The 25,631-nt window shown below is 64.3% G+C and carries 20 protein-coding genes; 8 read left to right on the forward strand and 12 right to left on the reverse strand.

All coding sequences use genetic code 11. The features are described from left to right. The first annotated feature begins 39 nt into the window (after nucleotides 1–39). Nucleotides 40–1,212 carry an acetyl-CoA C-acetyltransferase gene (locus tag E5554_RS15090; protein ID WP_004207221.1) on the forward strand — a complete coding sequence of 391 codons (1,173 nt, stop codon included), beginning with the start codon at nucleotides 40–42 and terminating at the stop codon, nucleotides 1,210–1,212. Nucleotides 1,213–1,379: 167 nt separating this feature from the next. Here E5554_RS15090 and alr read toward each other — a convergent pair whose 3' ends face one another. From alr to E5554_RS15140, 9 genes are all read right to left on the reverse strand, one after another. Next, nucleotides 1,380–2,423 carry an alanine racemase gene (alr, locus tag E5554_RS15095; protein WP_136187297.1) on the reverse strand — a complete coding sequence of 348 codons (1,044 nt, stop codon included), beginning with the start codon at nucleotides 2,421–2,423 and terminating at the stop codon, nucleotides 1,380–1,382. A gap of 27 nt (nucleotides 2,424–2,450) precedes the next feature. Beyond that, nucleotides 2,451–4,040 carry an MFS transporter gene (locus E5554_RS15100; RefSeq protein ID WP_136187298.1) on the reverse strand — a complete coding sequence of 530 codons (1,590 nt, stop codon included), beginning with the start codon at nucleotides 4,038–4,040 and terminating at the stop codon, nucleotides 2,451–2,453. Nucleotides 4,041–4,174: 134 nt separating this feature from the next. Continuing rightward, complete coding sequence (locus E5554_RS15105) at nucleotides 4,175–4,546, reverse strand: tRNA-binding protein (protein WP_136187299.1); 372 nt, start codon at nucleotides 4,544–4,546, stop codon at nucleotides 4,175–4,177. Nucleotides 4,547–4,690: 144 nt separating this feature from the next. Further along, nucleotides 4,691–6,691: an acetyl/propionyl/methylcrotonyl-CoA carboxylase subunit alpha gene (locus E5554_RS15110; RefSeq protein WP_136187300.1), complete on the reverse strand. Its 2,001-nt coding sequence runs from the start codon at nucleotides 6,689–6,691 to the stop codon at nucleotides 4,691–4,693. Nucleotides 6,692–7,116: 425 nt separating this feature from the next. After that, nucleotides 7,117–8,130 (reverse strand): biotin synthase BioB, encoded by a 1,014-nt coding sequence (bioB, locus tag E5554_RS15120; protein WP_125985988.1) that lies wholly within the window; start codon nucleotides 8,128–8,130, stop codon nucleotides 7,117–7,119. After that, entirely contained in the window at nucleotides 8,131–10,284 is a 2,154-nt protein-coding gene (gene scpA, locus E5554_RS15125) for a methylmalonyl-CoA mutase (protein WP_010338812.1), read from the reverse strand. 112 nt (nucleotides 10,285–10,396) lie between these two features. Then, nucleotides 10,397–10,837 carry a methylmalonyl-CoA epimerase gene (gene mce, locus E5554_RS15130; RefSeq protein WP_136187301.1) on the reverse strand — a complete coding sequence of 147 codons (441 nt, stop codon included), beginning with the start codon at nucleotides 10,835–10,837 and terminating at the stop codon, nucleotides 10,397–10,399. Between the two features lie 49 nt (nucleotides 10,838–10,886). Beyond that, on the reverse strand, nucleotides 10,887–11,177 hold the full coding sequence (locus E5554_RS15135; protein WP_136188385.1) for a GIY-YIG nuclease family protein: 291 nt from the start codon (nucleotides 11,175–11,177) through the stop codon (nucleotides 10,887–10,889). Between the two features lie 120 nt (nucleotides 11,178–11,297). Next, complete coding sequence (locus E5554_RS15140) at nucleotides 11,298–12,830, reverse strand: acyl-CoA carboxylase subunit beta (RefSeq protein ID WP_136187302.1); 1,533 nt, start codon at nucleotides 12,828–12,830, stop codon at nucleotides 11,298–11,300. Between the two features lie 140 nt (nucleotides 12,831–12,970). On the opposite strand from E5554_RS15140, the gene E5554_RS15145 reads away from it, so the two are divergent. Both E5554_RS15145 and E5554_RS15150 read left to right on the forward strand, forming a co-directional pair. Then, on the forward strand, nucleotides 12,971–14,386 hold the full coding sequence (locus E5554_RS15145) for a helix-turn-helix transcriptional regulator (protein WP_010338815.1): 1,416 nt from the start codon (nucleotides 12,971–12,973) through the stop codon (nucleotides 14,384–14,386). A 245-nt stretch (nucleotides 14,387–14,631) separates the two neighbouring features. Next, nucleotides 14,632–17,088, forward strand: coding sequence for a TonB-dependent receptor (locus E5554_RS15150; protein WP_247594281.1), 2,457 nt, complete (start codon nucleotides 14,632–14,634; stop codon nucleotides 17,086–17,088). A gap of 36 nt (nucleotides 17,089–17,124) precedes the next feature. Here E5554_RS15150 and E5554_RS15155 read toward each other — a convergent pair whose 3' ends face one another. Beyond that, nucleotides 17,125–18,021 carry a LysR family transcriptional regulator gene (locus tag E5554_RS15155; protein WP_136187303.1) on the reverse strand — a complete coding sequence of 299 codons (897 nt, stop codon included), beginning with the start codon at nucleotides 18,019–18,021 and terminating at the stop codon, nucleotides 17,125–17,127. Between the two features lie 102 nt (nucleotides 18,022–18,123). Between E5554_RS15155 and E5554_RS15160 the strand changes: the two genes are divergently transcribed. Then, nucleotides 18,124–18,909 carry an SDR family oxidoreductase gene (locus tag E5554_RS15160; RefSeq protein ID WP_125985984.1) on the forward strand — a complete coding sequence of 262 codons (786 nt, stop codon included), beginning with the start codon at nucleotides 18,124–18,126 and terminating at the stop codon, nucleotides 18,907–18,909. Between the two features lie 110 nt (nucleotides 18,910–19,019). Beyond that, the gene (locus tag E5554_RS15165; protein ID WP_136187304.1) at nucleotides 19,020–19,760 is read left to right on the forward strand and encodes a 2OG-Fe dioxygenase family protein; all 741 of its coding nucleotides are present in this window, start codon (nucleotides 19,020–19,022) and stop codon (nucleotides 19,758–19,760) included. A 77-nt stretch (nucleotides 19,761–19,837) separates the two neighbouring features. Here the strand turns inward: E5554_RS15165 and gor are convergent, their stop codons facing one another. Beyond that, a complete protein-coding gene (gene gor, locus E5554_RS15170; RefSeq protein ID WP_136187305.1) occupies nucleotides 19,838–21,184 on the reverse strand; it encodes a glutathione-disulfide reductase in 1,347 nt (448 codons plus the stop codon). A 151-nt stretch (nucleotides 21,185–21,335) separates the two neighbouring features. Beyond that, a complete protein-coding gene (gene pgi, locus E5554_RS15175) occupies nucleotides 21,336–22,835 on the reverse strand; it encodes a glucose-6-phosphate isomerase (protein WP_136187306.1) in 1,500 nt (499 codons plus the stop codon). Between the two features lie 189 nt (nucleotides 22,836–23,024). Here pgi and lepB point away from each other — a divergent pair, with 189 nt between their 5' ends. The 3 genes from lepB to era all read left to right on the forward strand — a co-directional run bounded on the left by lepB (nucleotide 23,025) and on the right by era (nucleotide 25,511). Beyond that, nucleotides 23,025–23,849: a signal peptidase I gene (gene lepB, locus E5554_RS15180; protein WP_125985982.1), complete on the forward strand. Its 825-nt coding sequence runs from the start codon at nucleotides 23,025–23,027 to the stop codon at nucleotides 23,847–23,849. Beyond that, a complete protein-coding gene (rnc, locus tag E5554_RS15185; protein ID WP_136187307.1) occupies nucleotides 23,849–24,529 on the forward strand; it encodes a ribonuclease III in 681 nt (226 codons plus the stop codon). The genes lepB and rnc overlap by 1 nt, the downstream gene beginning before the upstream one ends. Nucleotides 24,530–24,602: 73 nt before the next feature. Beyond that, complete coding sequence (era, locus tag E5554_RS15190; protein WP_048937133.1) at nucleotides 24,603–25,511, forward strand: GTPase Era; 909 nt, start codon at nucleotides 24,603–24,605, stop codon at nucleotides 25,509–25,511. The last annotated feature ends 120 nt before the right edge of the window (nucleotides 25,512–25,631 follow it).

The following is a 25,631-nucleotide window of genomic DNA, read 5'->3' on the forward strand; positions in this document are numbered from 1 at the left end:
CCTGCGAAAACAACATTACCACTAGTGAGGATCGAGCCTTTGTCAGACATCGTCATTACCGCCGCCAAGCGTACCGCCGTGGGCAGTTTCATGGGCGCCTTCGGCACGACTCCGGCACATGAACTGGGCCGCCAGGCCATCCTCGCCGCGCTGGCACAGGCCGCCGTCGCGCCCGAAGAAGTGGACGAAGTGATCCTGGGCCAGATCCTCACCGCCGGCCAGGGCCAGAACCCCGCCCGCCAGGCCGCCGTCAACGCCGGCATCCCGGTCGAGCGCACCGCCATCGGCCTCAACCAACTGTGCGGATCGGGCCTGCGCGCCGTCGCGCTCGCGGCGCAGGCGATCAAGGCCGGCGACGCCCGCATCATGGTCGCCGGCGGCCAGGAAAGCATGTCGCTCGCTCCCCATGCCCAGATGCTGCGCGGCGGCACCAAGATGGGCCCGGTCAGCTTCGTCGACACGATGATCCATGACGGCCTGACCGATGCGTTCCAGGGCTATCATATGGGCATCACCGCCGAGAACCTGGCCGAGAAATACCAGATCAGCCGCGAGGCGCAGGACGAATTCGCCGTCGCCAGCCAGAATAAGGCGGAAGCCGCGCGCGCGTCGGGCCGCTTCGCCGACGAAATCCTGCCCGTGACGATCAAGGGCCGCAAGGGCGACACCATCGTCGACCAGGACGAATATATCCGCGCCGGCGCCACGATCGAAGCGCTGCAGGGCCTTCGCCCCGCCTTCAAGAAGGATGGCACCGTGACCGCCGGCAATGCCAGCGGCATCAATGACGGCGCCGCCGCGCTGGTGGTGATGAGCGCCGACGAAGCCGCCAAGCGCGGCGCCACCATCCTGGGCCGCATCGCCAGCTTCGCCACCTGCGGCGTCGATCCGTCGATCATGGGTATCGGCCCGGCCCCGGCCAGCCGCAAGGCACTGGAAAAGGCCGGCTGGTCGGTCGCCGATCTCGACCTCATCGAAGCAAACGAAGCCTTCGCCGCGCAGGCGCTGGCCGTCGGTCAGGAACTGGGCTGGGATCCGGCCAAGGTCAACGTCAATGGCGGCGCGATCGCGATCGGCCACCCGGTCGGCGCATCGGGCGCGCGCGTGCTGACCACGCTGCTCTATGAAATGGCCAAGCGCGACGCGAAGAAGGGCCTGGCCACCCTGTGCGTCGGCGGCGGCATGGGCGTGTCGATGTGCATCGAGCGCTGAGCGCCATCCATTAGATAGTGAAGGGGCGCCGGTCTCGCGATCGGCGCCCTTTTTGCTGTTAGAGCCCGTACCAGCCCGCTCCCCCGCCCAACCACCCGACAGGATGACACTGGATCGGGCGGTTGGGCGGGGGAGCGGGCCGGAACCGGTTTTTCTAAAACAGACTCTCAGGCCCAGATGCGGTCGAACCGTTTGCCAAGGCCCGTCAGCAGCTCATATTGCGACAGGCCCGACGCCTGTGACGCCTGCGGCAGATCATAGTTGATCGTCAACCAGTCGCCCTCCGCGACATCCGGGCGCGCGCCGACATCCACTGCCAGCAAGTCCATCGACACCCGGCCCAGCACCGGCAGGCGGATGCCATCGACCAGCGCCGCACCGCGCCCCGAAAAGCCGCGCAGATAGCCGTCGGCATAGCCGATGTTGAGAATCGCAATCTCCAGATCGCGCTCGGCCCGATGGGTCGCGTTATAGCCGATCGTGTCGCCGGCGATGACCGCGCGACGCTGCAATATCTGGGCCTGTGGCTGCACGACCGGGCGGAGATGCGGCGCCGCATCGGGATGCGGCACGCCGCCATAAAGGGCGATACCCGGCCGGGTCAGGTCGAAGCCATAGTCCGCGCCCATGCATATGCCCGCGCTGTTGGCGAGGCTGTAGCGCTGTGCGGGCACTGCGGCCCGGACATCCCGGAAGCGGGCCAGTTGCGTCGGGTTGAGATCGCTATCCTCGTCGGCTGACGCCAGATGGCTAAGCAGCGTGACAATCTCCAGCCCATCAACCAGTTCGCCGAGGTCGGCGCGCCAGTCGAGGCCCAGCCGGTTCATGCCAGTATCGATCATCAGGTCGCAAGCGCCGCCGCCTGCCGCCTTCCAGCGCGCCACCTGCCCCGGCGTGCAGAGCACCGGCCGCGCCCGTGAGGTCAGCGCCTGCGCCATATCCTCGTCGCGCACGCCGTGCAGGACGGCGAAGTTCACACCGTCCATCTGCGCTTCGAGCACCGCCGCCTCGCCCCAGTTGGACACGAAGAAATCGCGGCAACCCGCGCTTTTCAGCCGCTGCATGACGCCGGCCGCACCCAGGCCATAGCCATCGGCCTTGATCGCAGCGCCACAGGCCGGGGCGCCGCCCTGCCGCGCCAGCCAGCGCCAGTTGGAAAGCAGCGCATCGCCATCGAGGCGCAGGCGGAGCGGAGCGATATAGCCAGTCATTGCCCGCAGCCGATAGCGCGCCGGGGCTCAGGCGTCGAGGGGGCGTCCTTTCGTTTCCGGCAAGGCGACGAGGCAGGTGACCAGCGCCAGCGCCACCACCGCGATCGTGTACCACAGCCCGGCATAGGGATCGCCGGTGCGCGCGACGATATATTGGCTGACCAGCGGCAGAAAGCCGCCGAAATAGCCGGTGCCGATATGATAGGGGATGGAGAGCGAACTGTAGCGAATGCGCGCCGGGAAATATTCCGACAGCAGCGCCGCGACCGGGCCATAGGTCGCGCCCGACAGGGTCCAGAGCAACAGCAACGCGGCGAACAGCATCAGCGCACGCGGCCAGTCGGGGCGGACGACACCGAAATCATAGCCCTGCGCCGTCAGCGCGGCATCGATCCCGTCACGGCTGAGGTCCGCCACGGCCACGCCGCCGATGCTGACCGCCGGCGCCACGCCGCTGCGCTTCTCATAGGGGATGCCGCGCTTGGAAAAATGATCGAGCAGCTTGCCGCAGGCGGTCGGCTGTATCTTGGCAAAGGGATCGAAACGGCAATCCGGGCCGCTCACCACCACCGGCGCCCGTGCTGCCGCCTGCGTCAGCGCCGGGTTCGCGGTCGCGCCCATATACTGGTAGAGCGGCATGACCAGCAGCAGCACCCGCGCATAGCCGATGACGATCGGCTTCTTGCGGCCCACCTTGTCCGAGAGCCAGCCGAAGAAGATGAAGCTCGCCATGCCGGCAAAGGCGCTGCCGCCGACCAGCAGTTGCGCGATGCCCGGCGCGACATGCAGGCCGCTCTGCAGGAAATAGAGCGCCTGGAACATCACCGTATAGGCGATCACGGTGAAACCCGCCGCGATGCCGATCATCGCCACCAGCATCCGCTTCCTGTTGTCCGGCGCGGTGAAGGCCTCCTTCAGCGGGTTCTTCGCCTGTTGCCCCGCCTTCTTCATCGCGGTGAAGACCGGGCTTTCGCGCAGCATCAGGCGCATCCACAGCGAAATGGCGAGCAGCGCCAGCGAGAAGATGAAGGGAATGCGCCAGCCCCAGGCGTCCCACACTTCCATGCCGACGATCCATTGCGTGCCGACCACGACGATCAGCGACAGGATGAAGCCGCCAATCACGCCGGCCTGGATGAAGCTGGTATAGAAGCCGCGTCGGCCAGGCGGCGCATGTTCGGCGACATAGATCGCCGCCCCGCCATATTCGCCGCCCAGCGCCAGCCCCTGCGCGATGCGGAGCAGGATCAGGATGACCGGCGCGGCGACGCCGATGCTGGCGGCCGACGGGGTCAACCCGACCCCCGCCGTGGCCAGCCCCATCAGGACGATGGTGGCAAGGAACGTATATTTGCGCCCCAGCCGATCGCCCAGATAGCCGAACAGCATCGCGCCGAGCGGCCGGAAGCCAAAGCCGATCGCGAAGCCGGCCAGCGAATAGAGAAGTTCGACGGTCGGATTGTCGGTCGGGAAGAAGGTGCGGCCGATGATCGGTGCCAGCACGCCATAGATGTAGAAATCATACCATTCGAACACCGTGCCGAGTGCCGAAGCGGTGATGACCAACCGGTCCCGCTTCGCATCCATCACATAGTCGCCCCCGACCGCCTGCGTCATCCCGCCCCCTTAACTTCGCATATTTCCCGTATATTTTGACATCTTCATGCGCCAACGGGAAAGGAAATTTCCAACAGCACGCGCATAGCCGCCATGCCGACTGCCTAACATGGCTCGGCCCGTGTAGGACAGGTTCAGAACAGTCGCGAACCGTTCGGCACGGGCTTGTCGGGCGCGAACAGCATGACGGCGCCGGCCGCGTCGGCGAAGCCGAGGGTCAGCACCTCCGACATGAACTTGCCGATCTGGCGCGGCGGGAAATTGACCACGGCGGCGACTTGGCGGCCGGGCAGGTCTTCCAGTGCGTGATTTTCTGTGATCTGGGCGCTCGATTTCTTTTGGCCGATCGTCGGGCCGAAATCGATCAGCAGCTTGTAGGCGGGCTTGCGCGCCTCGGGATAGGGCTCGGCCGAGACGATCGTGCCGACCCGGATATCCACTTTCAGGAAATCGTCGAAGGCGATCGGGTCGGCGGCGGGGGCGCTGGGATCATGAGTCAGGTGCATGCAGGAACTCCATCTCCTCCCCGCCTGCGGGGAGGTGGCGGCGAAGCCGACGGAAGGGGGCGTGCCCCAAATGCGAGGCCGCGTCCAGGGGCATCCCCCCCTCCACCACTTCGTGGTCACCCTCCCCGTTCCGGGGAGGAATGCTTACTCCAGTTCCAGGATCACCGCGTCGACCGGCAGGCTTTCGCCCTGGGCCGCCGACACGCTCTTGACCGTGCCCGCCTTGCCGGCGCGCAGGATATTTTCCATCTTCATCGCCTCGATCACGGCGAGCGGCTGGCCGATCTCGACCTTGTCGCCCTGCTTGACGTTGAGTGCGACCAGCAGGCCGGGCATCGGGCAGATGAGGAACTTGGAGAGATCGGGCGGGATCTTTTCGATCATGTGCGCGGCATAGGGCGCGGCGTGGGCGGGCAATATGCGCAGCTTGTGGCTGGCGCCATGGGCGGTCAGCACGAAGCCCGACCGCATCGGCGCGATCCGCACCGCCAATTGCTCCTCACCAAACTCCGCCTCGATCAGCCGATCGCCGGGCGTATATTCCAGCGCCATGTCGATGCTCTCGCCATCGACCGTCACCTCGTCGCCGTCGATCACGACATCATGGATCGCATCCGCGATCTTCACCTGCCAGCCAGTCGGCGGCGACAGGCGCTTGCCAAGCTGCCCGTCGATCCGCCGCGCACGGTCGGCTTGCGCCATGGCGGCGAAGGCACCGATCGCGGACAGGCGCTGGAGCAATTCCGCCGACGCGGGCGCGCCGGTGAAGCCTTCAGGATATTCCTCGGCGATGAAGCCGGTGGTGATATTGCCCGAGCGGAAGCGCTCATGCTGCATCAGCGCGGACACGAAATCGATATTGTGGCCCGGCCCCTCGATCTCGAACTTGTCGAGCGCCTCGATCTGCTTGTCGATGGCCTCCAAACGCGTGGGCGCCCAGGTGATCAGCTTGGCGATCATCGGATCGTAGAAGATCGACACCTCGCCGCCTTCCTGCACGCCGTCATCCACGCGGATCAGTGCGCCGCTCTCATCCGTGCCGGTTTCGGGCGGGTTGTAGCGGATCAGGCGACCGGTCGACGGCAGGAAGCCGCGATAGGGGTCTTCGGCATAGACGCGGTTCTCGATCGACCAGCCGTTGATCTTCACATCCGCCTGACCGAAGGACAGCTTCTCGCCATTGGCGACGCGGATCATCTGTTCGACCAGGTCGACGCCGGTGATCTCCTCGGTGACCGGATGCTCGACCTGAAGGCGGGTGTTCATTTCCAGGAAGTAGAAGCCGTCGCCGGTCTTGTCCTCGCCGCTGACGATCAGTTCGACCGTGCCGGCGCTGAAATAGCCGACCGCGCGGGCCAAGGCGACGCACTGCTCGCCCATCTTCTTGCGCATTTCGGGGCTAACGAAGGGCGACGGCGCTTCCTCGACCACCTTCTGGTGGCGGCGCTGGATCGAGCATTCGCGCTCGTTCAAATAGACGATATTGCCATGCTGGTCGCCCAGCACCTGGATTTCGATATGGCGCGGGCTTTCGATGAACTTCTCGATGAAGACGCGGTCGTCGCCGAAACTGTTCAGCCCCTCGCGCTTGGTCGCTTCAAAGCCTTCGCGGACATCCTGTTCGCTGTAGGCGAGGCGCATGCCCTTGCCGCCGCCGCCGGCCGAGGCCTTCATCATCACCGGATAGCCGATCTCGTTGGAGATGCGGACGGCATGCTCGGTGTCATCGATCACGCCGACGAAACCGGGAACGACATTGACGCCGGCTTCCATCGCCAGCTTCTTGGATTCGATCTTGTCGCCCATCGCGGCGATGGCGTTGGCGGGCGGGCCGACGAAGATGATGCCCTCGGCGTCGAGCGCCTTGCGGAAGCTCTCGCGCTCGGAGAGGAAGCCATAGCCGGGGTGGACCGCGTCGGCGCCGGTGGCCTTGCACGCCTCGATGATCTTGTCGGCCAGCAGATAGGATTGGGCGGCGGGCGGCGGACCGATATGGACGGCTTCATCGGCCATCAGCACATGCGGCGCGCGGGCGTCGGCATCGGAATAGACCGCGACGGTCTTGATGCCCATCTTCTTGGCCGTGCGCATGACACGGCATGCAATTTCGCCACGGTTCGCGATCAGGATCTTGGTTATTGCCATTCTACTTCCTGCCCCAGTCCTTGTTCAGTTTCGTTCGCCCCGCTCTTTCAAGCGAGGCTCAATCCCATTCCGGTTATCGACCTCTCCAGATCGATTTCAGGAAAATGCCCTGCCCGATCATCAGCATCACACCGAAAATCGCCGCGGCCTCTCCAAAAGGCATCTTCCCACCCGTCGGACACGGGTCAGCGTCCGAGCATTCCATCATCGACCAGCCGAATAGCAGCAGGAGAACGGGAACGAGCAAAAGGCTCGTCCACACCGTCACCCATATCTGCCGGCGGCGTGTCATTCCTTCCATTCAAACACCAAACCCACCTTAGTCATGCCGGACTTGATCCGGCATCCCGCTTTCTTCCCCCGCGACGGCAGAGAAGAAGCGGGACCCCGGATTAAATCCGGGGTGACGAGGGTGAGCGCGAATGTCACTCCGCAGCCTCCAGCTCGACCTTCACTTCGGCCTGCATCGGCACGACGCCCAGCTTGGCGAAGAGCGCCGCGTCGGCATTGTCGCCGGCGTTGGCGGTGGTCAGCAGCTTGTCGCCGGTGAAGATGCTGTTCGCTCCGGCCATGAAGCAGAGCGCCTGACAGCTATCCGACATGCTCTCTCGCCCCGCGGACAGGCGCACCATGCTTTCCGGCATCACGATCCGCGCGACCGCGACCGTGCGGACGAACTCGATCTCGTCGATCTTGGCGAGTGGCGTGTCGGCCAGCATATTGCCCAGCACCGTACCCTTGACCGGGACCAGCGCGTTGATCGGCACGCTCTGCGGATGGACCGGCAGCACGGCGAGCGCATGGAGAAAGCCGACGCGGTCCTCGCGCGTTTCGCCCATGCCGACGATGCCGCCGCTGCAGACGTTGATGCCCGAATTACGGACATTCTCCAGCGTCACCAGACGATCGTCGAAGGTCCGGGTGGTGATGACCTTCTCATAATGTTCGGGCGAGGTGTCGATATTATGGTTGTAATAATCGAGGCCCGCCTCCGCGAGCATGTCCGCCTGGCTTTCGCTGAGCATCCCCAGCGTCATGCAGGTTTCCATGCCCATCTGGCGCACGCCCTTCACCATCTCGACGATGGCGGGCATGTCGCGATCCTTGGGGTTGCGCCAGGCCGCGCCCATGCAGAAGCGCGAAGACCCTGCGTCCTTCGCCTGCGCCGCTGCCTGCATCACCGCCTGCACGCTCATCAGTTTCTCGGCCTTCAGCCCGCTTTCCGCCGAGGCAGACTGGTTGCAGTAGCCGCAATCCTCCGGGCAGCCGCCGGTCTTGATCGACAATAGGGTCGACAGCTGCACCTCGTTGCGCGGGAAGTTCGCGCGGTGGATCGACTGCGCTTCGAACATCAGGTCGCCAAAGGGCAGGTCGAACAGCGCGGCGATTTCCTCGCGCGTCCAGTCGTTGCGGGCGGTCAGGGTGCAGGGGGTATTCATTTACGCAGCTTCCTCTAGCCCCGCCGGGGGCATGTTGTGGCCGAGCAGGCGCAGCACATCGGCGGCGCACTCCACGACATTGGAACCCGGCCCATAAATGCCCTGAACCCCTGCGTCACGAAGATAGTCATAATCCTGCGGCGGGATGACCCCGCCGGCGATCACCTTGATGTCGCTACGGCCATGGTCGCGCAGCCGGTTGATCAGTTCCGGGATCAGCGTCTTGTGCCCGGCGGCGAGCGACGAGGCGCCGACCACATCGACACCGCTGTCGAGCGCCAGCACCACCGTTTCCTCCGGCGTCTGGAACAACGGGCCGGACACGACATCGAAGCCCATGTCGCCGAAGGCCGACGCGATGATGTTGGCGCCCCGGTCGTGCCCGTCCTGCCCCATCTTGGCGACGAGGAGCTTGGGCTTGCGGCCGAGGCGCCGTTCGACGGCCTGCACCCCGTCGAGAACCTGTTTCCAGCGGCTGTCATCCTTGTAGGGCGCGCCATAGACGCCCTTCACCGGCGTCGGCTGGGTGCCATAGCGGTTGAAGCTGTCTTCCATGGCGGCCGAGATTTCGCCCAGCGTGGCGCGCGCGCGGGCGCACTCGACGGCGTGGGCGAGAAGATTGGTCTCGATCGACTGCGGCGCGGCGGCGGCATCGCGGAGCGATTGCAGCGCAGCCTGACAGGCATCCTCGTCGCGCTGCGCCTTCACCCGGTTGATGCGGGCGATCTGCGCCTCGCGGACCTTGGTGTTGTCGACTTCCAGCGTTTCGAGCAGGTCTTCGTTGGCAAGGCGATATTTGTTGACGCCGACGATGACGTCCTCGCCCCGGTCGACGCGCGCCTGACGGGCGGCGGCGGCGGTTTCGATCATCGCCTTGGGCCAGCCCGCGCCCACGGCCTTGGCCATGCCGCCTTCGGCTTCCACGCGATCGATGATTTCCTGCGCGGCGTCGACCAGCTGCTGGGTCAGCGCCTCGATATAATAGCTGCCGCCCAGCGGATCGACGACATTGCACATGCCGGTCTCTTCCTGGATCACGATCTGCGTGTTGCGCGCGATGCGGGCGGAAAAGTCCGTCGGCAGGGCGATCGCTTCGTCCAGCGCATTGGTATGGAGAGACTGGGTGCCGCCCAGCATCGCCGCCATCGCCTCGATCGTGGTGCGCATGACGTTGTTGTAAGGGTCCTGCTCGGTCAGCGACACGCCCGACGTCTGGCAATGGGTGCGCAGCATCTTGCTGCGCTCATCCTGCGCGCCCAGCTTGGTCATGACCCGATGCCACAGCACGCGGGCGGCGCGCAGCTTGGCGATCTCCATGAAGAAGTTCATGCCGATGGCGAAGAAGAAGCTGAGGCGCCCGGCAAACTTGTCGATGTCGAGGCCGCTGGCGACGCCATAGCGCACATATTCGGCGCCATCGGCGATGGTGAAGGCCAGTTCCTGCACCTGCGTCGCGCCGGCTTCCTGCATATGATAGCCGGAAATGGAGATGCTGTTGAATTTGGGCATCTCACGCGACGTATAGCCGAAAATGTCGCTGATGATCCGCATGCTGGGTTCGGGCGGGTAGATATAGGTGTTGCGGACCATGAACTCCTTGAGGATGTCGTTCTGGATGGTCCCGTCGAGCAGCTTGCGCTCGACGCCCTGTTCCTCGCCGGCGACGATGAAGAAGGCGAGGATCGGGATCACCGCGCCGTTCATGGTCATCGATACGCTCATCTTGTCGAGCGGAATGCCGTCGAACAGGATCTTCATGTCCTCGATCGTGTCGATCGCCACGCCGGCCTTGCCCACGTCGCCGACGACGCGCGGATGATCGCTGTCATAGCCGCGATGGGTGGCCAGGTCGAAAGCGACGCTGAGGCCCTTCTGGCCGGCCGCCAGATTGCGGCGGTAGAAGGCGTTGGATTCCTCGGCAGTCGAGAAGCCCGCATATTGGCGGATGGTCCAGGGCCGACCCGCATACATGGACGCGCGCACGCCACGGGTGAAGGGGGCGAAGCCCGGCAGGCCCGGATCGACGGTCACGTCCTCGGCCGTGTAGAGCGGCTTCACCACGATACCTTCGGGGGTATCCCAGTTCAGATCCTTGCCCTTCACTTCCTTGGCCGCAGCGGCGGCCCACTGGTCCAATGTCGGCTTCTCGGTCATGCGTGTCCTATCCTACCCATTCGTCACCCCGGCCTTGAGTCGGGGTCCCGCTATCTTCATCCCGCTTGCTGAAAAGAAGCGGGATGCCGGATCAAGTCCGGCATGACGTAATTCAATGCGCACCGTCCTTCGGCGTCTCCATGATCTCGGTCAGCACCCCGTTCATATCCTTGGGGTGGACGAAGAAGATGGGCGTGCCATGAGCGCCGATGCGCGGCTCGCCCAGCACCTTCTTCCCCAGCCCCTCGAACCAGGCCTTGGCCTCGTGGATGTCAGGCACTTCATAGCACATATGATGCTGCCCGCCGGCCGGGTTCTTGGCGATGAAGCCGTGGATCGGGCTGTTCTCGCCCAGCGGCTCGATCAGTTCGATCTGCGTGCCGGCGGTGCCGCCTTCACCCGGCGTATCGACAAAGCACACCTTCACCCCCTGCGCCGGCAGGTCGAACGGTTCATGCGTGATCGTCGCGCCCATGATGTCGCGATAATAGGCCAGGCTCGCCGCCAGCGAAGGCGTCGCGATGCCGATATGGTTCAAGCGGCCGAGTTTCACATCCTATCCTTCGTCATTGCGAGCGAAGCGAAGCAATCCATGCGACGTTTCACCCTTGAGCGATGCCCTGATACAAATCCTGCCAATCGGGATTGAACCCGGTAATCAATGCTAGCTTCTTCGCCCGCGAGCCTGCCTTGATCTGCTTCTCGCGGGCGATGGCTACCTCCATCGTTTCCGCCATTTCGTACCAGACCAGCATCTTGCAGCCGTACCGTTGCGTGAACCCGACGGTTATACCCTCCCGATGCTGCCACACACGCTGCGGCAGGTTTGAGGTGACACCGGTATAGAGCGTCCCGTTCCGTCCGCTCGCCATGATGTAGACCGCCGGCTGCATCATCTTCATTCCATATCTTCGTCATTGCGAGGAGCCGCAGGCGACGCGGCAATCCATACGGCGCGCAAGTGGATTGCTTCGCTGCGCTCGCAATGACGAATAAAATGTCATTTCAAACCCTCACAGCGGAATATTGTCGTGCTTCTTCCAGGGGTTCTCCAGCGCCTTGTTCTTGAGCTTGCGCAGGCCCAGCGCGATCCGCTTGCGGGTCGAATGCGGCTGGATCACCTCGTCGATGAAGCCCTTGCTCGCCGCCACGAAGGGGTTGGCGAAGCGGTCTTCATATTCCTTGGTCTTCTCGGCAATCTCCTCGGGCGTCTTGCCGCGGAAGATGATCTCGACCGCGCCCTTGGCACCCATCACCGCGATCTCGGCGGTCGGCCAGGCATAGTTGAGGTCGCCGCGCAGATGCTTGGAACTCATCACGTCATAGGCACCGCCATAGGCCTTGCGGGTGATCACGGTGATCTTCGGCACGGTCGCTTCGGCATAGGCGAACAGCAGCTTGGCGCCATGCTTGATGATGCCCGAATGTTCCTGCGCGGTGCCCGGCAGGAAGCCCGGCACGTCGACGAAGGTGACGATCGGGATTTCGAACGCATCGCAGAAGCGCACGAAGCGGCCGGCCTTCTTGGACGAGTTGATGTCGAGCACGCCGGCCAGCACCATCGGCTGATTGGCGATGATGCCCACCGTCTTGCCCTCGATCCGGCCGAAGCCGCACAGGATATTGCCCGCATGGGCCGGCTGCACCTCGAAGAAGTCGCCCTCGTCCACCACCTTGCGGATCAGTTCGTGCATGTCATAGGGCTGGTTGGCATTGGCCGGGATCAGCGTGTCGAGACTGTCCTCCAGCCGGTCCCACGGGTCCGCGCTCGGCCGCTCCGGCACCGGTTTCTTGTTGGACGCGGGCAGGAAGTCGACGAAATCGCGCACGGCCAGCAGCGCTTCGATGTCGTTCTCGAACGCCACGTCCGCCACGCCCGACTTGGTCGTGTGGGTGATCGCGCCGCCCAGTTCCTCCTGCGTCACCACCTCGTTGGTGACCGTCTTGACCACGTCGGGCCCGGTCACGAACATGAAGCTGCTGTCCTTCACCATGAAGATGAAGTCGGTCATCGCCGGCGAATAGACTGCGCCGCCCGCGCAGGGGCCCATGATGACGCTGATCTGCGGCACCACGCCCGACGCCAGCACATTGCGCTGGAAAATCTCCGCATAGCCCGCGAGCGAGGCGACGCCCTCCTGGATGCGCGCGCCGCCGCTGTCGTTGAGGCCGATCACCGGCGCGCCGACCTTCATCGCGATATCCATGATCTTGCAGATCTTCATCGCGTGCCGTTCCGACACCGCACCGCCATAGACGGTAAAATCCTGGCTGAAGACATAGACGAGGCGGCCGTTGATCGTGCCCGATCCGGTGACCACGCCGTCGCCCGGAATATGCTGTTCATCCATGCCGAAGTCGATGCAGTTATGCTCGACATACATGTCCAGCTCTTCAAAGCTGTCCTCGTCCAGCAGCACTTCGATCCGCTCCCGCGCGGTCAGCTTGCCCTTGCCATGCTGCGCGTCGATGCGGCGCTGGCCGCCGCCCATGCGGGCGCCTTCGCGCTTGACTTCCAGCTGTTCGATGATGGCGAGCTTCGACATGAAAGGCTTCTCTCCAAATTCGTGGCGTCAATAGCTTGGCCGACGCCGCCTTGCCCTTCCCCTACCCAGCCGCAAGCAAAGTTCGCAAATGTAAATTTGCCAATTTGCAAATCGCGACTTCGCAAATTAGGGTAAGGATTATGGCACGCGGCAATCGTATATTCGCAGGTCCACGCCTGCGCCAGCTGCGCCTGGACCATCGCATGGACCAGGCGACGATGGCGCAGGCACTGGGCATATCCGTATCTTATCTCAGCCAGATGGAAAATGACGATCGCCCGCTGACCGCCAAGGTCAAGGCCGCGCTCGCCAACGCCTTTCCCACCGACTGGGCCAGTTTCGACAGCCGTGAGGATGAGCAACTGCTGGGCGCCTTCGCCTTTGCCCTGTCCCATCCCGAACTGCCTGGCCCGGCACTGGAGCCGGAACGGATCGAGAAGCTGCACCTGCAATTCCCCGAATTCGCCGCGCGCTATGTCGATCTCTACAACGCCCATATGCGCGCCAATGAGCGGATCAACATGATCGAGGAGGCGATCGCCAACGATCATGAGGTGCAGGCCCGCCTGCCCTGGGAAGCGGCGCGCGACTGGTTTCATGAGGCCGGCAATTATGTTCATAGCCTCGACTGCCTGGCCGAGGAGATGGCCGAGAGCTTTGCCCAGGGCCAGGTGCTGGACGAAGGGATGCTGGTCGAGGCGCTGGCCCGCCGCCACGGCATCGAGACGCTGATCGCCGAGACGCCCGACAGCGCGCTGCGCGCCTATCGCGCCGCCGACCGGCAATTGTTCATCAACGCCGCCCTGCCGACCGAAAGCCGCAAGTTCATGCTCGCCCACCAGCTGATGATGCTGGAGGGGCAGGCGGTGATCGCCGATGTGGTGCGCAAGGCCGGCCTGCCGGTCACCGGCGCCGACCGGCTGCTCGCGATCGGCCTTGGCAATTATGCCGCCGGCGCGCTGCTGATGCCCTATGCCCCCTTCCGCGAGGCGGCACGGACGATGCGCCATGATATCGACCGGCTGGCCCGCACCTTCGGCGTCAGCTTCGAACAGGCCTGCCACCGCCTGTCCACGCTGCAGCGGCCGGGCCTGCGCGGCATCCCCTTCTTCTTCTGCCGGGTCGACATGGCCGGCAACATCACCAAGCGCCACAGCGCCACCCGCCTGCAATTCGCCCGCTTCGGCGGCGCCTGCCCGCTGTGGAACGTGCATGAGGCGGTGGCCGTGCCCGACCGCATCAATGTGCAGCTTGGCGAGACCCCCGACGGCGTGCGCTATGTCTCGATGGCCAAGGGGCTGGTGAAGCCGTCCGGCAGCTACAAGCGCACCCCGCGCCGTTTCGCCGTGGTGCTGGGCTGCGAGGTCGCCCATGCGGCCAATTTCGTCTATGCCGACGGCCTGCATCTGCAGGAGGAAGGCGCCGCGACGCCGATCGGCATCACCTGCCGCCTCTGCTCGCGCCAGAGCTGCGACCAGCGCGCCTTCCCGCCGGCCGACCGCCCGATCCATGTCGACCCCGACAATCGCCAGATCGTGCCCTACTGGATCGGCTGACACGAAGTAATAATGGCACGAAAATCCGAAATAAAATTCTACGTTACTTTTACATTTCAATACTCATCTTCAATCATGAATATCATGCAGCATATTGAAATATAATTCACTTATATGTCGTGTCACTTTTAACAAAATTGTCATAGCGAAATCCCAGTTGCAGGGCGGGACTGTCACGGACAGCTCGGTGCCAGAACAGATAATCGGCACCCTTGTCGCACATGGTAAAAAGGGATTTCGGGTCAATGAAACAGCTATTGATGTGCAGCGCCGCGCTGGTCGTGGCGGCTGCGCCGGCGACCGCGCTTGCGCAATCGACCGGCTCGCAGGATTTCGAGGACAGCATCATCGTCACCGGCGCGCAGGGCGACCAGAGTGTCGGCGGCGTCAAGATTCCCGAAACACCCAAGGCCAAGGTCACGCTCGACCAGGAAATCATCGCCCGCCAGCGCCCCGGCCAGGCGATCAACGAAACGCTGAACCTGGTGCCCGGCGTCAGCTTCTCCAACCAGGACCCCTGGGGATCGCTGGGCGGCAGCTTTACCGTGCGCGGCTTCAGTTCCGACCGCGTGTCGCAGACGATCGACGGCATTCCGCTCAATGACTCGGGCAATTACGCGCTCTACACCAACCAGCAGCTCGACCCGGAAATCATCGAGGCGGCGACCGTCAGCCTGGGCTCCACCGATGTCGACAGCCCGACCGCCTCGGCCGCCGGCGGCACGATCAACATCCGTTCGCTGATGCCGTCGGACGAGATGGGCGCGATGATCAGCGCCAGCTATGGCAATATCGTCGCCCGCGGCAATGACGATGATCGCGCCTATCACCGCATCTTCGGCATGTTCCAGACCGGCGTCTTCACGCCCTTTGGCACCAAGGCCTGGTTCTCCGCCTCGCGCGCGACCAATAAATCGACCTACACCAATTATGGCGGCGTCGATAAGCAGCAATATAATGGCAAGATCTACCAGCCGATCGGCAGCAATGGCGACTTCATCGCGCTGGCGGGCCATTACAACCAGAACCGCAACACCTTCAACGGTTCGACCTATACCACCGCGACCTTCCCCGGCACGACCGACGGCCGCTTCTACGACACCGCGACCTGCACCGTGGACACGCCCCAGACCGGCGTCACGGATTATGCCAATAGCTGCGGTTCGGCGTTCGAGCGGCGCTACAACCCATCCAACACCGGCAATGTCCGGCTCAATTCGCGCTTCACCCTGGCGAACGGGCTCACGCTGACGGTCGATCCCAGCTTCCAATATACCAAGGCCAATGGCGGCGGCACATCCTATGCCTATGAAGGCGCCAGCGCCGACGGCAATACGGGCGGCTATTATCTCAAGGACAGCCGCAACACCGCCACCAGCAGCTCGACCCAATATTATTATGTCGGCGGCGTGGACCTGAATGGCGATGGCGACACGCAGGATTTCGTCCGCGTCCTCTCACCCAGCCAGACCGTGACCAAGCGCTATGGCGTGATTGCCAACCTGTCCTACGATATCGACCCCGACAACCGCCTGCGCCTGTCCTACACCTATGACCGCGCCCGCCATCGCCAGACCGGCGAGGCCGGCTATCTGGAGGCCAATGGCGATCCGGTCGACGTCTTCCCGATCAACAATCCGATCGTCGATGCCGACGGCAATGTCGTACAGAAGCGCAACCGGCTATCCTATGCGACGCTGAACCAGATTTCGGGCGAATATCGCGGTTCCTATCTCGACGATCAGGTCATCCTGCTGCTGGGCGCGCGCCTGCCCTTCTTCAGCCGCGACCTCAATCAATATTGCGTCACCACCGACGCATCGGGCAACGTCAACTGCCCGGCGACCCAGGCCGGCGTCGATGCCCAGCTTGCCGCCAACAGCGCCTATGCCGCGCCGCAGTCGCGCAAGTTCGACTATAACAAGCTGCTGCCCAACCTTGGCGTCACCTACAAGTTCACCAGCAAGGCCAGCGTCTTCACCAGCTATGCCAAGAACCTGTCCGTGCCCGGCACCGACGCCCTCTATGGGGCGCTTTATTTCGACGAAGGCTCCAGCTCGGGCAATCCCAAGCCGGAAACCTCCGATGCGTTCGACCTTGGCGTGCGCTATCAGTCGGGTATCGTCCAGGCGCAGCTGTCGGGCTGGTACACCCGCTACAACAACCGCCTGGCGACCGCCTATGACGCCGATTGCGATTGCAGCGTGACCCGCAACCTCGGCCGCGTCGACAAATATGGCGTCGACGGCAGCGTCGCGGTGCGTCCGGTCAAGGATCTGATGCTCTACGTCTTCGGCTCCTACCTCAAGTCGGAGATCAAGGACGATGTCCAGACTGGCGCCAGCACCTATGCCGCAACCGCCGGCAAGCGTGAGGCCGGCGCGCCGGTCTACACGCTGGGCAGCCGCATCCAGGGCACGCTCGGCCCGGTCGATATCGGCCTCCAGATCAAGCGGACCGGCGAACGCTATGTCAACGACATCAACACGGTGAAGCTGCCCGGCTATACGCTGGTCGATCTCGACGCCCGCTTCTCGCTGGAGCAATGGGGCCTCAAGAAGACCTTCTTCCAGCTCAACGTCACCAACCTGTTCGACAAGGTCTATATCGGCTATTCGGGCACCGGCCTCACCAGCACCGCCACCACCGCCTATCTCGGCTCGCCCCGCGCGATCAGCGGGTCGATGGTCGTCGCCTTCTGACCGGACGAAGGGGCGCCGACATCGGCGGGCGCCCCTTCAGCCCATCACGGGCATCGCCCCGTCCAGATAGTCGAGAAAAGCGCGCACCCGCGCCGCCGTGCGATCTTCTGCCGCGTAGAGGGCGTGAATATCCTCGCCATCGCCGGGATTATAGTCGGCCAGCACTTCGACCAGGCGCCCCGCCCTGATGTCGCTGGCGACATGGAAATGGCCGTGCCGGGCGATGCCACCGCCGGCGACCGCCATCTGCCGCACCACTTCGCCTGAATTGCCGTAGAAGCTGCCCTGCACCGGCCGCTGCACCAGCTTTCCGCCGATGCGGAACGGCCAGCCGTCGATCGAGCGGCGGAAGCTGAAGCGCAGGCAATCATGATCGTCCAGATCGTCCGGCGTCTGCGGCGTGCCGCGCCGGGCGAGATAGGCAGGGCTGGCCACCAGCACCATTGCGCTATGGCCCAGCTTCTTCGCGCGCAGGCTGGTGTCGCGCAGCGGGCCGATGCGGATGGCGATGTCGGCCCGCTCCTCGACCAGGTCGACAATCGTGTCGGACAGGGTCAGGTCCACCGTCACCGCCGGATAAAGGTCACGAAAGCCCGGCAGCACCGGGATCAGGCATTCGATGCCGAATGAGGGCGAGGCATTGATCCGCAGCAGCCCGCGCGGCGTCGTGCGATCCTCGCCCAACCCCGCCTCCAGCGCCATCATGTCGCCCAGCAGCACCGCCATACGGTCGCGATAGGTGACACCTTCCGGCGTCAGCGCCAGCGCGCGCGTCGTCCGCCGCAGCAGGGTGACGCCCAGCCTTTGTTCCAGCCGGGCGATCGACCGGCTGACTGCCGATGGCGTCAGGCGCAGCGCCTTGGCGGCCGCCGCCAGACTGCCCTCGCCCGCCACCATCAGGAAGGTTTCGATGTCCCCGAACCGATTATCCATGATTTCAAATCACTTCTGAAATGCGAAAGTGCAATCTAATCACCAATGATAAATAGTCTATCTTGGTGTCAACGTCGCTGTCACTTTTCAGAGGAATGCACCATGGATCTTCAGCTTTCGGGCAAGACCGCCCTCGTCACCGGATCGACCGCCGGCATCGGCTTCGCCATCGCCAAGCGCCTGGCTGAGGAAGGGGTCGAGGTCGTCATCACCGGCCGCAACCAGGCCAAGCTGGACGCTGCCGCCGCCGAGCTTTCGCAGGCCGGCACCATCCGCCCGGTGCTGGCCGATCCCGCCACCGCAGCGGGCGCCGACGCGCTGATCGCGGCCGTCCCGGACATCGACATTCTCGTCAATAATCTCGGCATCTATGAGGCCAAGGACTTCACCGACATCACGGATGCGGACTGGCATCATCTGTTCGAGGTCAATGTCGTGAGCGGCGCCCGCCTCGCTCGCCATTATTTCCCGAAGATGCTGGCCAAGAACTGGGGTCGCGTCCTGTTCATCGCCAGCGAAAGCGGTCTGCTGCCACCGGCCGAGATGATCCATTATGGCATGACCAAGTCGGCGCAACTCGCCATTTCGCGGGGCCTTGCCGAACATACGCGCGGCACCGGCGTCACCGTCAATTCGGTGCTGCCCGGCCCGACCCGTTCGGAAGGCATTGTCGAATTCATCCGCTCGGTGGTCGAGAACAAGGACGCGTCCGAAGCCGAGCGCGAAGCCGAATTCTTCACCAAGCTGCGCCCGCTCTCGCTGATCAAGCGGCTGATCGAAGCCGATGAGGTCGGCGCGATGACCGCCTATCTCGCCAGCCCGCTGGCCGCCGCCACCAATGGCGCGGCGGTCAAGGTCGAGGGGGGCATGGTGCCGACGATCTACTGACGCCCAGCGCCAACCTCCAAAAAACGGAAGTTTGCGCGCGCCTCCATCACAATCCTGCTTGTGGCAACTGGCCCTGTCGCTCGTTTCCTCCTCTGCCTATGGGGATGGAAATGAGCGATACGGACTGCCTGCCCACCATCGACCAGGCGCTGGAACAGGATGGCTATGCCCGCCTGGCCGGCGCCGACCTGCTGCGCCAGCTGGATATCGGCGCGGCCGACTGGGCGCCCTTTGCCCGCAGCTGGAACGATCTTGGCCCCGATCTCTTCATGGCCGATGGCGGCCGTTATCGCCGCCGCCGCCACGCCACCTTCCACTGCGCCGCCGGGCAGTTCAGCCGCCAGCCGCATCAGCCCCATTATCAGAGCCGCGACTATAACCCGCTGAACGGCGACGTGCAGCGCTGGTTCGATCCGGTCGAGGATGCGACGATCGCGCTGCCGGTGACGCAGGCGCTGCTCGCCTTCTGCGCCGGCCATTTCGATCCGGCGTCATCGGGCGACTGGCATGTCGAGATGCACCAGTTCCGGATCGAGGCGAAACCGGGCGAGCTTGGCCGTCCCACGCCCGAGGGCATGCACCGCGACGGCGTCGACCGGGTCTTCGTGATGCTGGTGGAACGCCGCAATGTGCGCGAGGGCGTCACCCGCATCGGCGCCGCCGACGGCACGCCGATGGGCGAGTTCACCCTGGCCCAACCGGGCGACGCGATGCTGATCGATGACCACCGCATCTTCCACGGCGTGACCGAGATCCACGCCGTCGACCCAGCCCAGCCCGCCTGGCGCGATGCGCTGGTGATCACCTTTCAATCCTCCCCGGCACGGGGAGGTGGCATCGCGCAGCGATGACGGAGGGGGCTGGCCGAAGGCACGCCCCCTCCACCCCTGGCTTCGCCAGCGGTCCCCCTCCCCGCGAGCGGGGAGGATTATTTCAGCAACACCAGCTCTTCGGCCATGCTGGGGTGCAGCGCCACGGTATCGTCGAAATCCTGCTTGGTGAGGCCCGCCTTCACCGCGACGGCGGCTGCCTGCAGGATTTCCGGCGCATCCGGGCCGATCATGTGCAGGCCCACCACCTTGTTGGTGGTCGCATCCACGACCATCTTGTAGAGCGCCCGCTCGTCGCGCCCGGCCAGCACATTCTTCATCGGCCGGAAGTCGGAGGTATAGACCTTCACCGTGCCATATTTGTTCTTGGCCTGCGCTTCGGTCAGGCCGACGCCGGCCAGCGGCGGATGGCTGAACACGGCCGACGGCACGCAGCTATAGTCGACGGTGCGCGGATTGTTGCCGAACACGGTGTCGGCAAAGGCATGGCCCTCGCGGATCGCCACCGGGGTCAGTTGCAGCCGATCGGTGACGTCGCCCACCGCATAGATGCTCTCGCAGTTGGTACGGCTATATTCATCGACCTTGATCGCGCCCTTGTCGTCGATCTCGACGCCGGCATTCTCCAGACCCAGACCGTCGGTGTGCGGGCGGCGGCCGGTGGCGAACAGCACGATATCGGCCGCGACCGGATCGCCATTCTTGAAGTGGACGCACAAGGTGCCGTCCTCCTTCTTCTCGATCTTCTCCATCTGCGCGTTGAAGCGGAAATTAATCCCCTTCATCGTCGAAATCTGGAGCAGGCGGTCGCGGATCTGCTCGTCATAGCCGCGCAGCAGCGTGCCACCGCGGTTGACCATCGTCACATGGCTGCCGAACTGGTGGAAGATGCCGGCAAATTCATTGGCGATATAGCCGCCGCCGACGATGACGATGCGCTTGGGACATTCGTCCAGATGGAACACCTCGTTGGAGGTGATGCCATATTCGGCGCCCTCCACCTCGGGGATCAGCGGCCAGGCGCCGGTCGCGACCAGGATGACCTTGGCCGTCACCTCGCGCCCGCTGGCAAGCTTCACGCTATGCGGCCCGGTCACCGTCACGCGCTCGGCGATCAGCTCGACCTTATGGCTGTTGAGCGTATTGGTGTAGAGCCCTTCGAGCCGGTCGACATCGGCCAGCACATTGTCGCGCAGCGTCGCCCATTCGAAACCGCAATCGGGCACGTTCCAGCCGAAGCGGCGCGCGTCCTTCAGATCCTCGGCGAAATGGGCGCCATAGATGAGCAGCTTCTTGGGCACGCAGCCGCGAATGACGCAGGTGCCACCGACGCGAAATTCCTCGGCCACCGCGACCTTGGCGCCATGCGCCGCGGCGACGCGCGACGCGCGCACCCCGCCCGATCCTGCGCCGATGACGAAAAGGTCGAAATCATAATCGCTCATGCCAGTCTCCGCTCGGCGCACTATCTTGGCGGCGGATATGGCGGCTGGATGGCCCAGTTACAAATGGGAATTTTGGCTGCAACTTCCGTTCGTTTCGAGCCTGTCGAGAAGCCTTTCCCGACATCGCCCGAAACGAACGGTCGCTATTGCCTTATTCGCCCAACGCGATCTCGATCAGCGCCATGGTCGAGGGGTCGAAGCCGGTCGGGCCGTTTGCCTCGATCGACTTGGCGATCTCCTTGCCCAGCTCGACACCGAACTGGTCATAGGGATTGATCCCCATCAGCACGGCATTGGCGAAGGTGCGATGCTCGTAGAAGGCGATCAGCGCGCCCAGGGCATGCGGGTTCACATCGTCCATCAGGATGGTGGTCGACGGGCGGTTGCCGGCATAGGCGCGCGCCGGGTCTTCATTGTCCTTGCCGCGCATCAATGCCGCGCCCTGGGCGAAGCAATTGACCAGCAGCGCGCGATGATGCGCCGGGTCGAGCGCATTGCCCGGCTCGATCGAGGCGATGAACTCGACCGGGGTCAGGATCGTGCCCTGGTGCAGCAGCTGGAACACGGCATGCTGCGCATCGGTGCCGACACCGCCCCAGGTGATCGGAGCAGTCGGCCCATCCACCGGCGAGCCGTCCAGCTTCACCGACTTGCCGTTGCTCTCCATCTCCAGCTGCTGGAGATAGGAGGGCAGCAGCGCCAGTCGCTCGTCATAGGCGAACAGGGCGCGGGTCTCGCAACCCAGCACGCGGGCATAATATTGATCGACGAAGGCAGCGATCAGCGGGATATTCTCGCGCGGATCGGTCAGCTGGAAATGGCGGTCCATCGCCGCCGCGCCCTCCAGCAGGCTCTCGAACGCGTCCCAGCCCAGCGCCAGCGCGGCGGGGAAGCCGATCGACGACCAGAGCGAATAGCGGCCGCCCACGCTTTCGGGGAAGGGCAGGATGCGGGTTTCGTCGACGCCCCATTCCATCGCCTTTTCCGGCGCGGCGGTCAGCGCGATGATCTTGCCATAAGGGTCTTCGACACCGGCCTCGACCATCCAGTTGATCGCGCTCGCTGCGTTCAGCATGGTTTCGCTGGTGGTGAACGTCTTGGACGCGATCGCGATCAGCGTGGCGTCGGGGTCGAACGCATCCATCGCCTTTTCGAGCGCCGTGCCATCGACATTGGAGACGATCGCGACATCATAGCGCATGCCGTCGCCGCCCAGCGCATCGACGATCAGGTCGGGGCCGAGCGCCGAGCCGCCGATGCCGATATGCAGGATATGGCGGATCGGGCCGAGCGCCTCTGCCTCGATCGCGTCGATCAGCGCGCGGGTGCGATTGTGCAGCGCCTTGGCCAGCGCCACGCTGTCGGCATTGCCGACGCCGCGCTGCGCGGTGTGCTCGGCGGCGCGCCCTTCGGTATTGTTGACCGCCTCGCCGGCGAACAGCGCCTCGCGCCGGCCGGCAAAATCCTGTTCCTGCGCCAGCTTCAGGAAGCCGTCGACCAGATCGTCGGTCAGATGCGTCTTGGACCAGTCGAAGCGCAGCGGCCCATGGCTCAGCACAAGCTTGGACAGGCGGTCGGGATCACTCTCGAAGATGGTCTTGAGTTCAGCTTGAGGCAGGGCGGCAAGGGCCGCCAGTGCGGGACTGGACATGCGGGAGATCCTCTTGGTCGTTGGTCGATATCGACGCTGCACCGGTCGATTCTTCCTCTCCTTATCCAAAAGCGGCACGCATTGCATCGTCCACGCGCTTGACGCGGCGCGGGCGACCCCGCAAAAGCCGCGACAGGCCGCAGTGACACGTCGCAGCGCGGCACGATCTTGAAGGAACATTAGGCAGACATGAGCGCAAAATCGGAAACGCGGGACTTCATCTGGTTCCTCGCCAAGCTGGCGGTGTTCGTCTTCGTCCTGCGCAGCTTCATCGTCTCGCCCTTCAACATCCCTTCGGAATCGATGCAGCCGCGGCTGCTGATCGGCGACTATCTGCTGGTTGCCAAATGGCCCTATGGCTATTCGCGCTATTCCCTGCCCTTCTCGGTGCCGCTGATCCCCGGTCGCATCTTCGCCTCGACGCCGCAGCGCGGCGACGTGGTGGTGTTCAAGGCGCCGCCGAGCCAGAAGAACGACTATATCAAGCGGGTGATCGGCCTGCCGGGTGACATGATCTCTGTCCGTGGCGGCACCGTCTATCTGAATGGCCAGGCGATCCCGAAGCAGAAGGTCGCCGACCTCGTCATTCCGGTGACGCCCAACATGGAAGATGCCGCGCAGAAGGAAGGCAGCCCCTCCCCCTGCTATCGCCCCGAATTCGAACAGGCCGCGCCGGGCGGTGGCAAACAGTGCCGCTATCCCCAGTATCGTGAGACGCTTCCGGGCGGCAAGAGCTATAACGTCCTCGACCTGGTGCCCGATGGCGCCGCCGACGACCGTGACACCGTGCTGGTGCCGCAAGGCCATCTGTTCATGATGGGCGACAACCGCGATCGCAGCGCCGACAGCCGCTTCCCGGCGGTCGAAGGCGGCGGCATCGGCCTCGTCCCCGAGGAAAATCTGGTCGGCAAGGCGCTGGTTTCCGTCTTCTCGACCGACGGCAGCGCCAACTGGCTGCTGCCCTGGACCTGGTTCACCGCCGCACGCTGGAGCCGGATTGGGGAAGGCTTTTGATGGTGGCTTCGCACAGGCCTGATACCGCAGCCTGGCTGATCGCGCTGATCGGCCGCGCGCCGATCAACCCCGCTGCCTTCGAACAGGCGCTGACCCATGGCAGCGCCAAGGCGGAAAATTACGAACGGCTGGAATTTCTGGGCGACCGCATCCTGGGGCTGCTGATCGCCGAATGGCTCTATGCCCGCTTCCCGGCCGAACCGGAAGGCAAGCTGTCGCGTCGTTTCAACGCGCTGGTCTCCGGCGAAACCTGCGCGCAGGTGGCCCGCGCCGCCGGCGTGCCCACCCATCTGGTGCTGGGCAAGCAGGCGCGCGATGATGGCGCCGCCGACAGCGACAATGTGCTGGGCGACGTGATGGAGGCGCTGATCGGCGCCCTCTATCTGGAGGCCGGACTGGACGAGACACGCACACTGGTCCGTCGCCTTTGGGGCGACCGGGTCGACACCCAGACCGCCGCGCCGCGCCATCCCAAGTCGGCGCTGCAGGAATGGGCCGCGTCGAACAAGCGCAAGCCACCCGAATATGTGATGACGGACCGGTCGGGGCCGCACCATGCGCTGCGCTTCACCGTCACCGTCTCGATCAAGGGCGCGGGCGAGGCGAGCGCCACCGGCGGCTCCAAGCAGGAAGCCGAAACCGCTGCCGCGAAAGCCCTGCTGGAGCAATTGGCGGGCTAAGCCTGTCCCCAACATTCATTTTGGTTTAGGAAGACGTCTCCGCGCATTGGCGTGGAGCGAACGGAGCATGTGATTGACCATCGAGTTTGAAAATCAGCGCTGTGGCGTCATCGCCATCGTCGGCGCCCCCAATGCCGGCAAGTCGACGCTGGTCAATGCGCTTGTCGGGCAGAAGGTGGCGATCACCAGCCCCAAGGCACAGACCACGCGCACCCGCGTCATGGGCGTCGCGATCGAGGGCGATGCGCAGATGGTGCTGGTCGACACGCCCGGCATCTTCGCGCCGCGCCGCCGCCTCGATCGCGCGATGGTGCAGGCCGCCTGGGGCGGCGCGCAGGGCGCCGACCTGATCGTCCTGCTGGTCGATGGCAAAGCGGGCCTTGGCGCCAAGATGGAGCCGATCATCGCTGCGCTGAAGGCCCGGCCGGAACGCAAATGGCTGGTGCTCAACAAGGTCGACATCGCGGTCAAGGAGAAGCTGCTGGTCCATACCCAGCGCCTCTATGAGGAACTGGAGTTCGAGGAGACCTTCTTCGTTTCCGCAGCGACCGGCGATGGCTTGCCCGAACTCAAGACCGCCTTTGCGAACGCCATGCCCCAAGGCCCCTGGCATTTCCCCGAGGATCAGGTGTCGGATGCGACCGACCGCATGCTGGCGGCCGAAATCACCCGCGAGCAGCTTTATCACCAGCTCCACGCCGAACTGCCCTATGCCGCCGCGGTCGATACCGAGCAGTATAAGGAACGCGACGACGGTTCGGTCGAAATCCACCAGCAGATCCTGGTCGGCCGCTCCAGCCAGCGCGCGATCGTGCTGGGCAAGGGGGGGCAGCGCCTCAAGGAAATCGGATCCAAGGCGCGCGCCGAACTGGCCAACCTCCTGGGCGTCAAGGTCCACCTCTACCTCCACGTCAAGGTGAAGGAAGACTGGGAAGAAGATCGCTTCATCTATCGCGACATCGGCCTCGACTGGGTCGACTGACTGACGACCGTTCGCTTCGAGCCTGGTCGAGAAGCGGAGAGCGCTGCGCGCGCGTTTCTCGACACGCTCGAAACGAACGGATCGGGGTTCGATTACTCAAGCGAAACATAATCACCATCC

The organism is Sphingobium sp. PAMC28499 (assembly GCF_004795815.1).
Taxonomy (GTDB): Bacteria; Pseudomonadota; Alphaproteobacteria; order Sphingomonadales; family Sphingomonadaceae; genus Sphingobium; species Sphingobium yanoikuyae.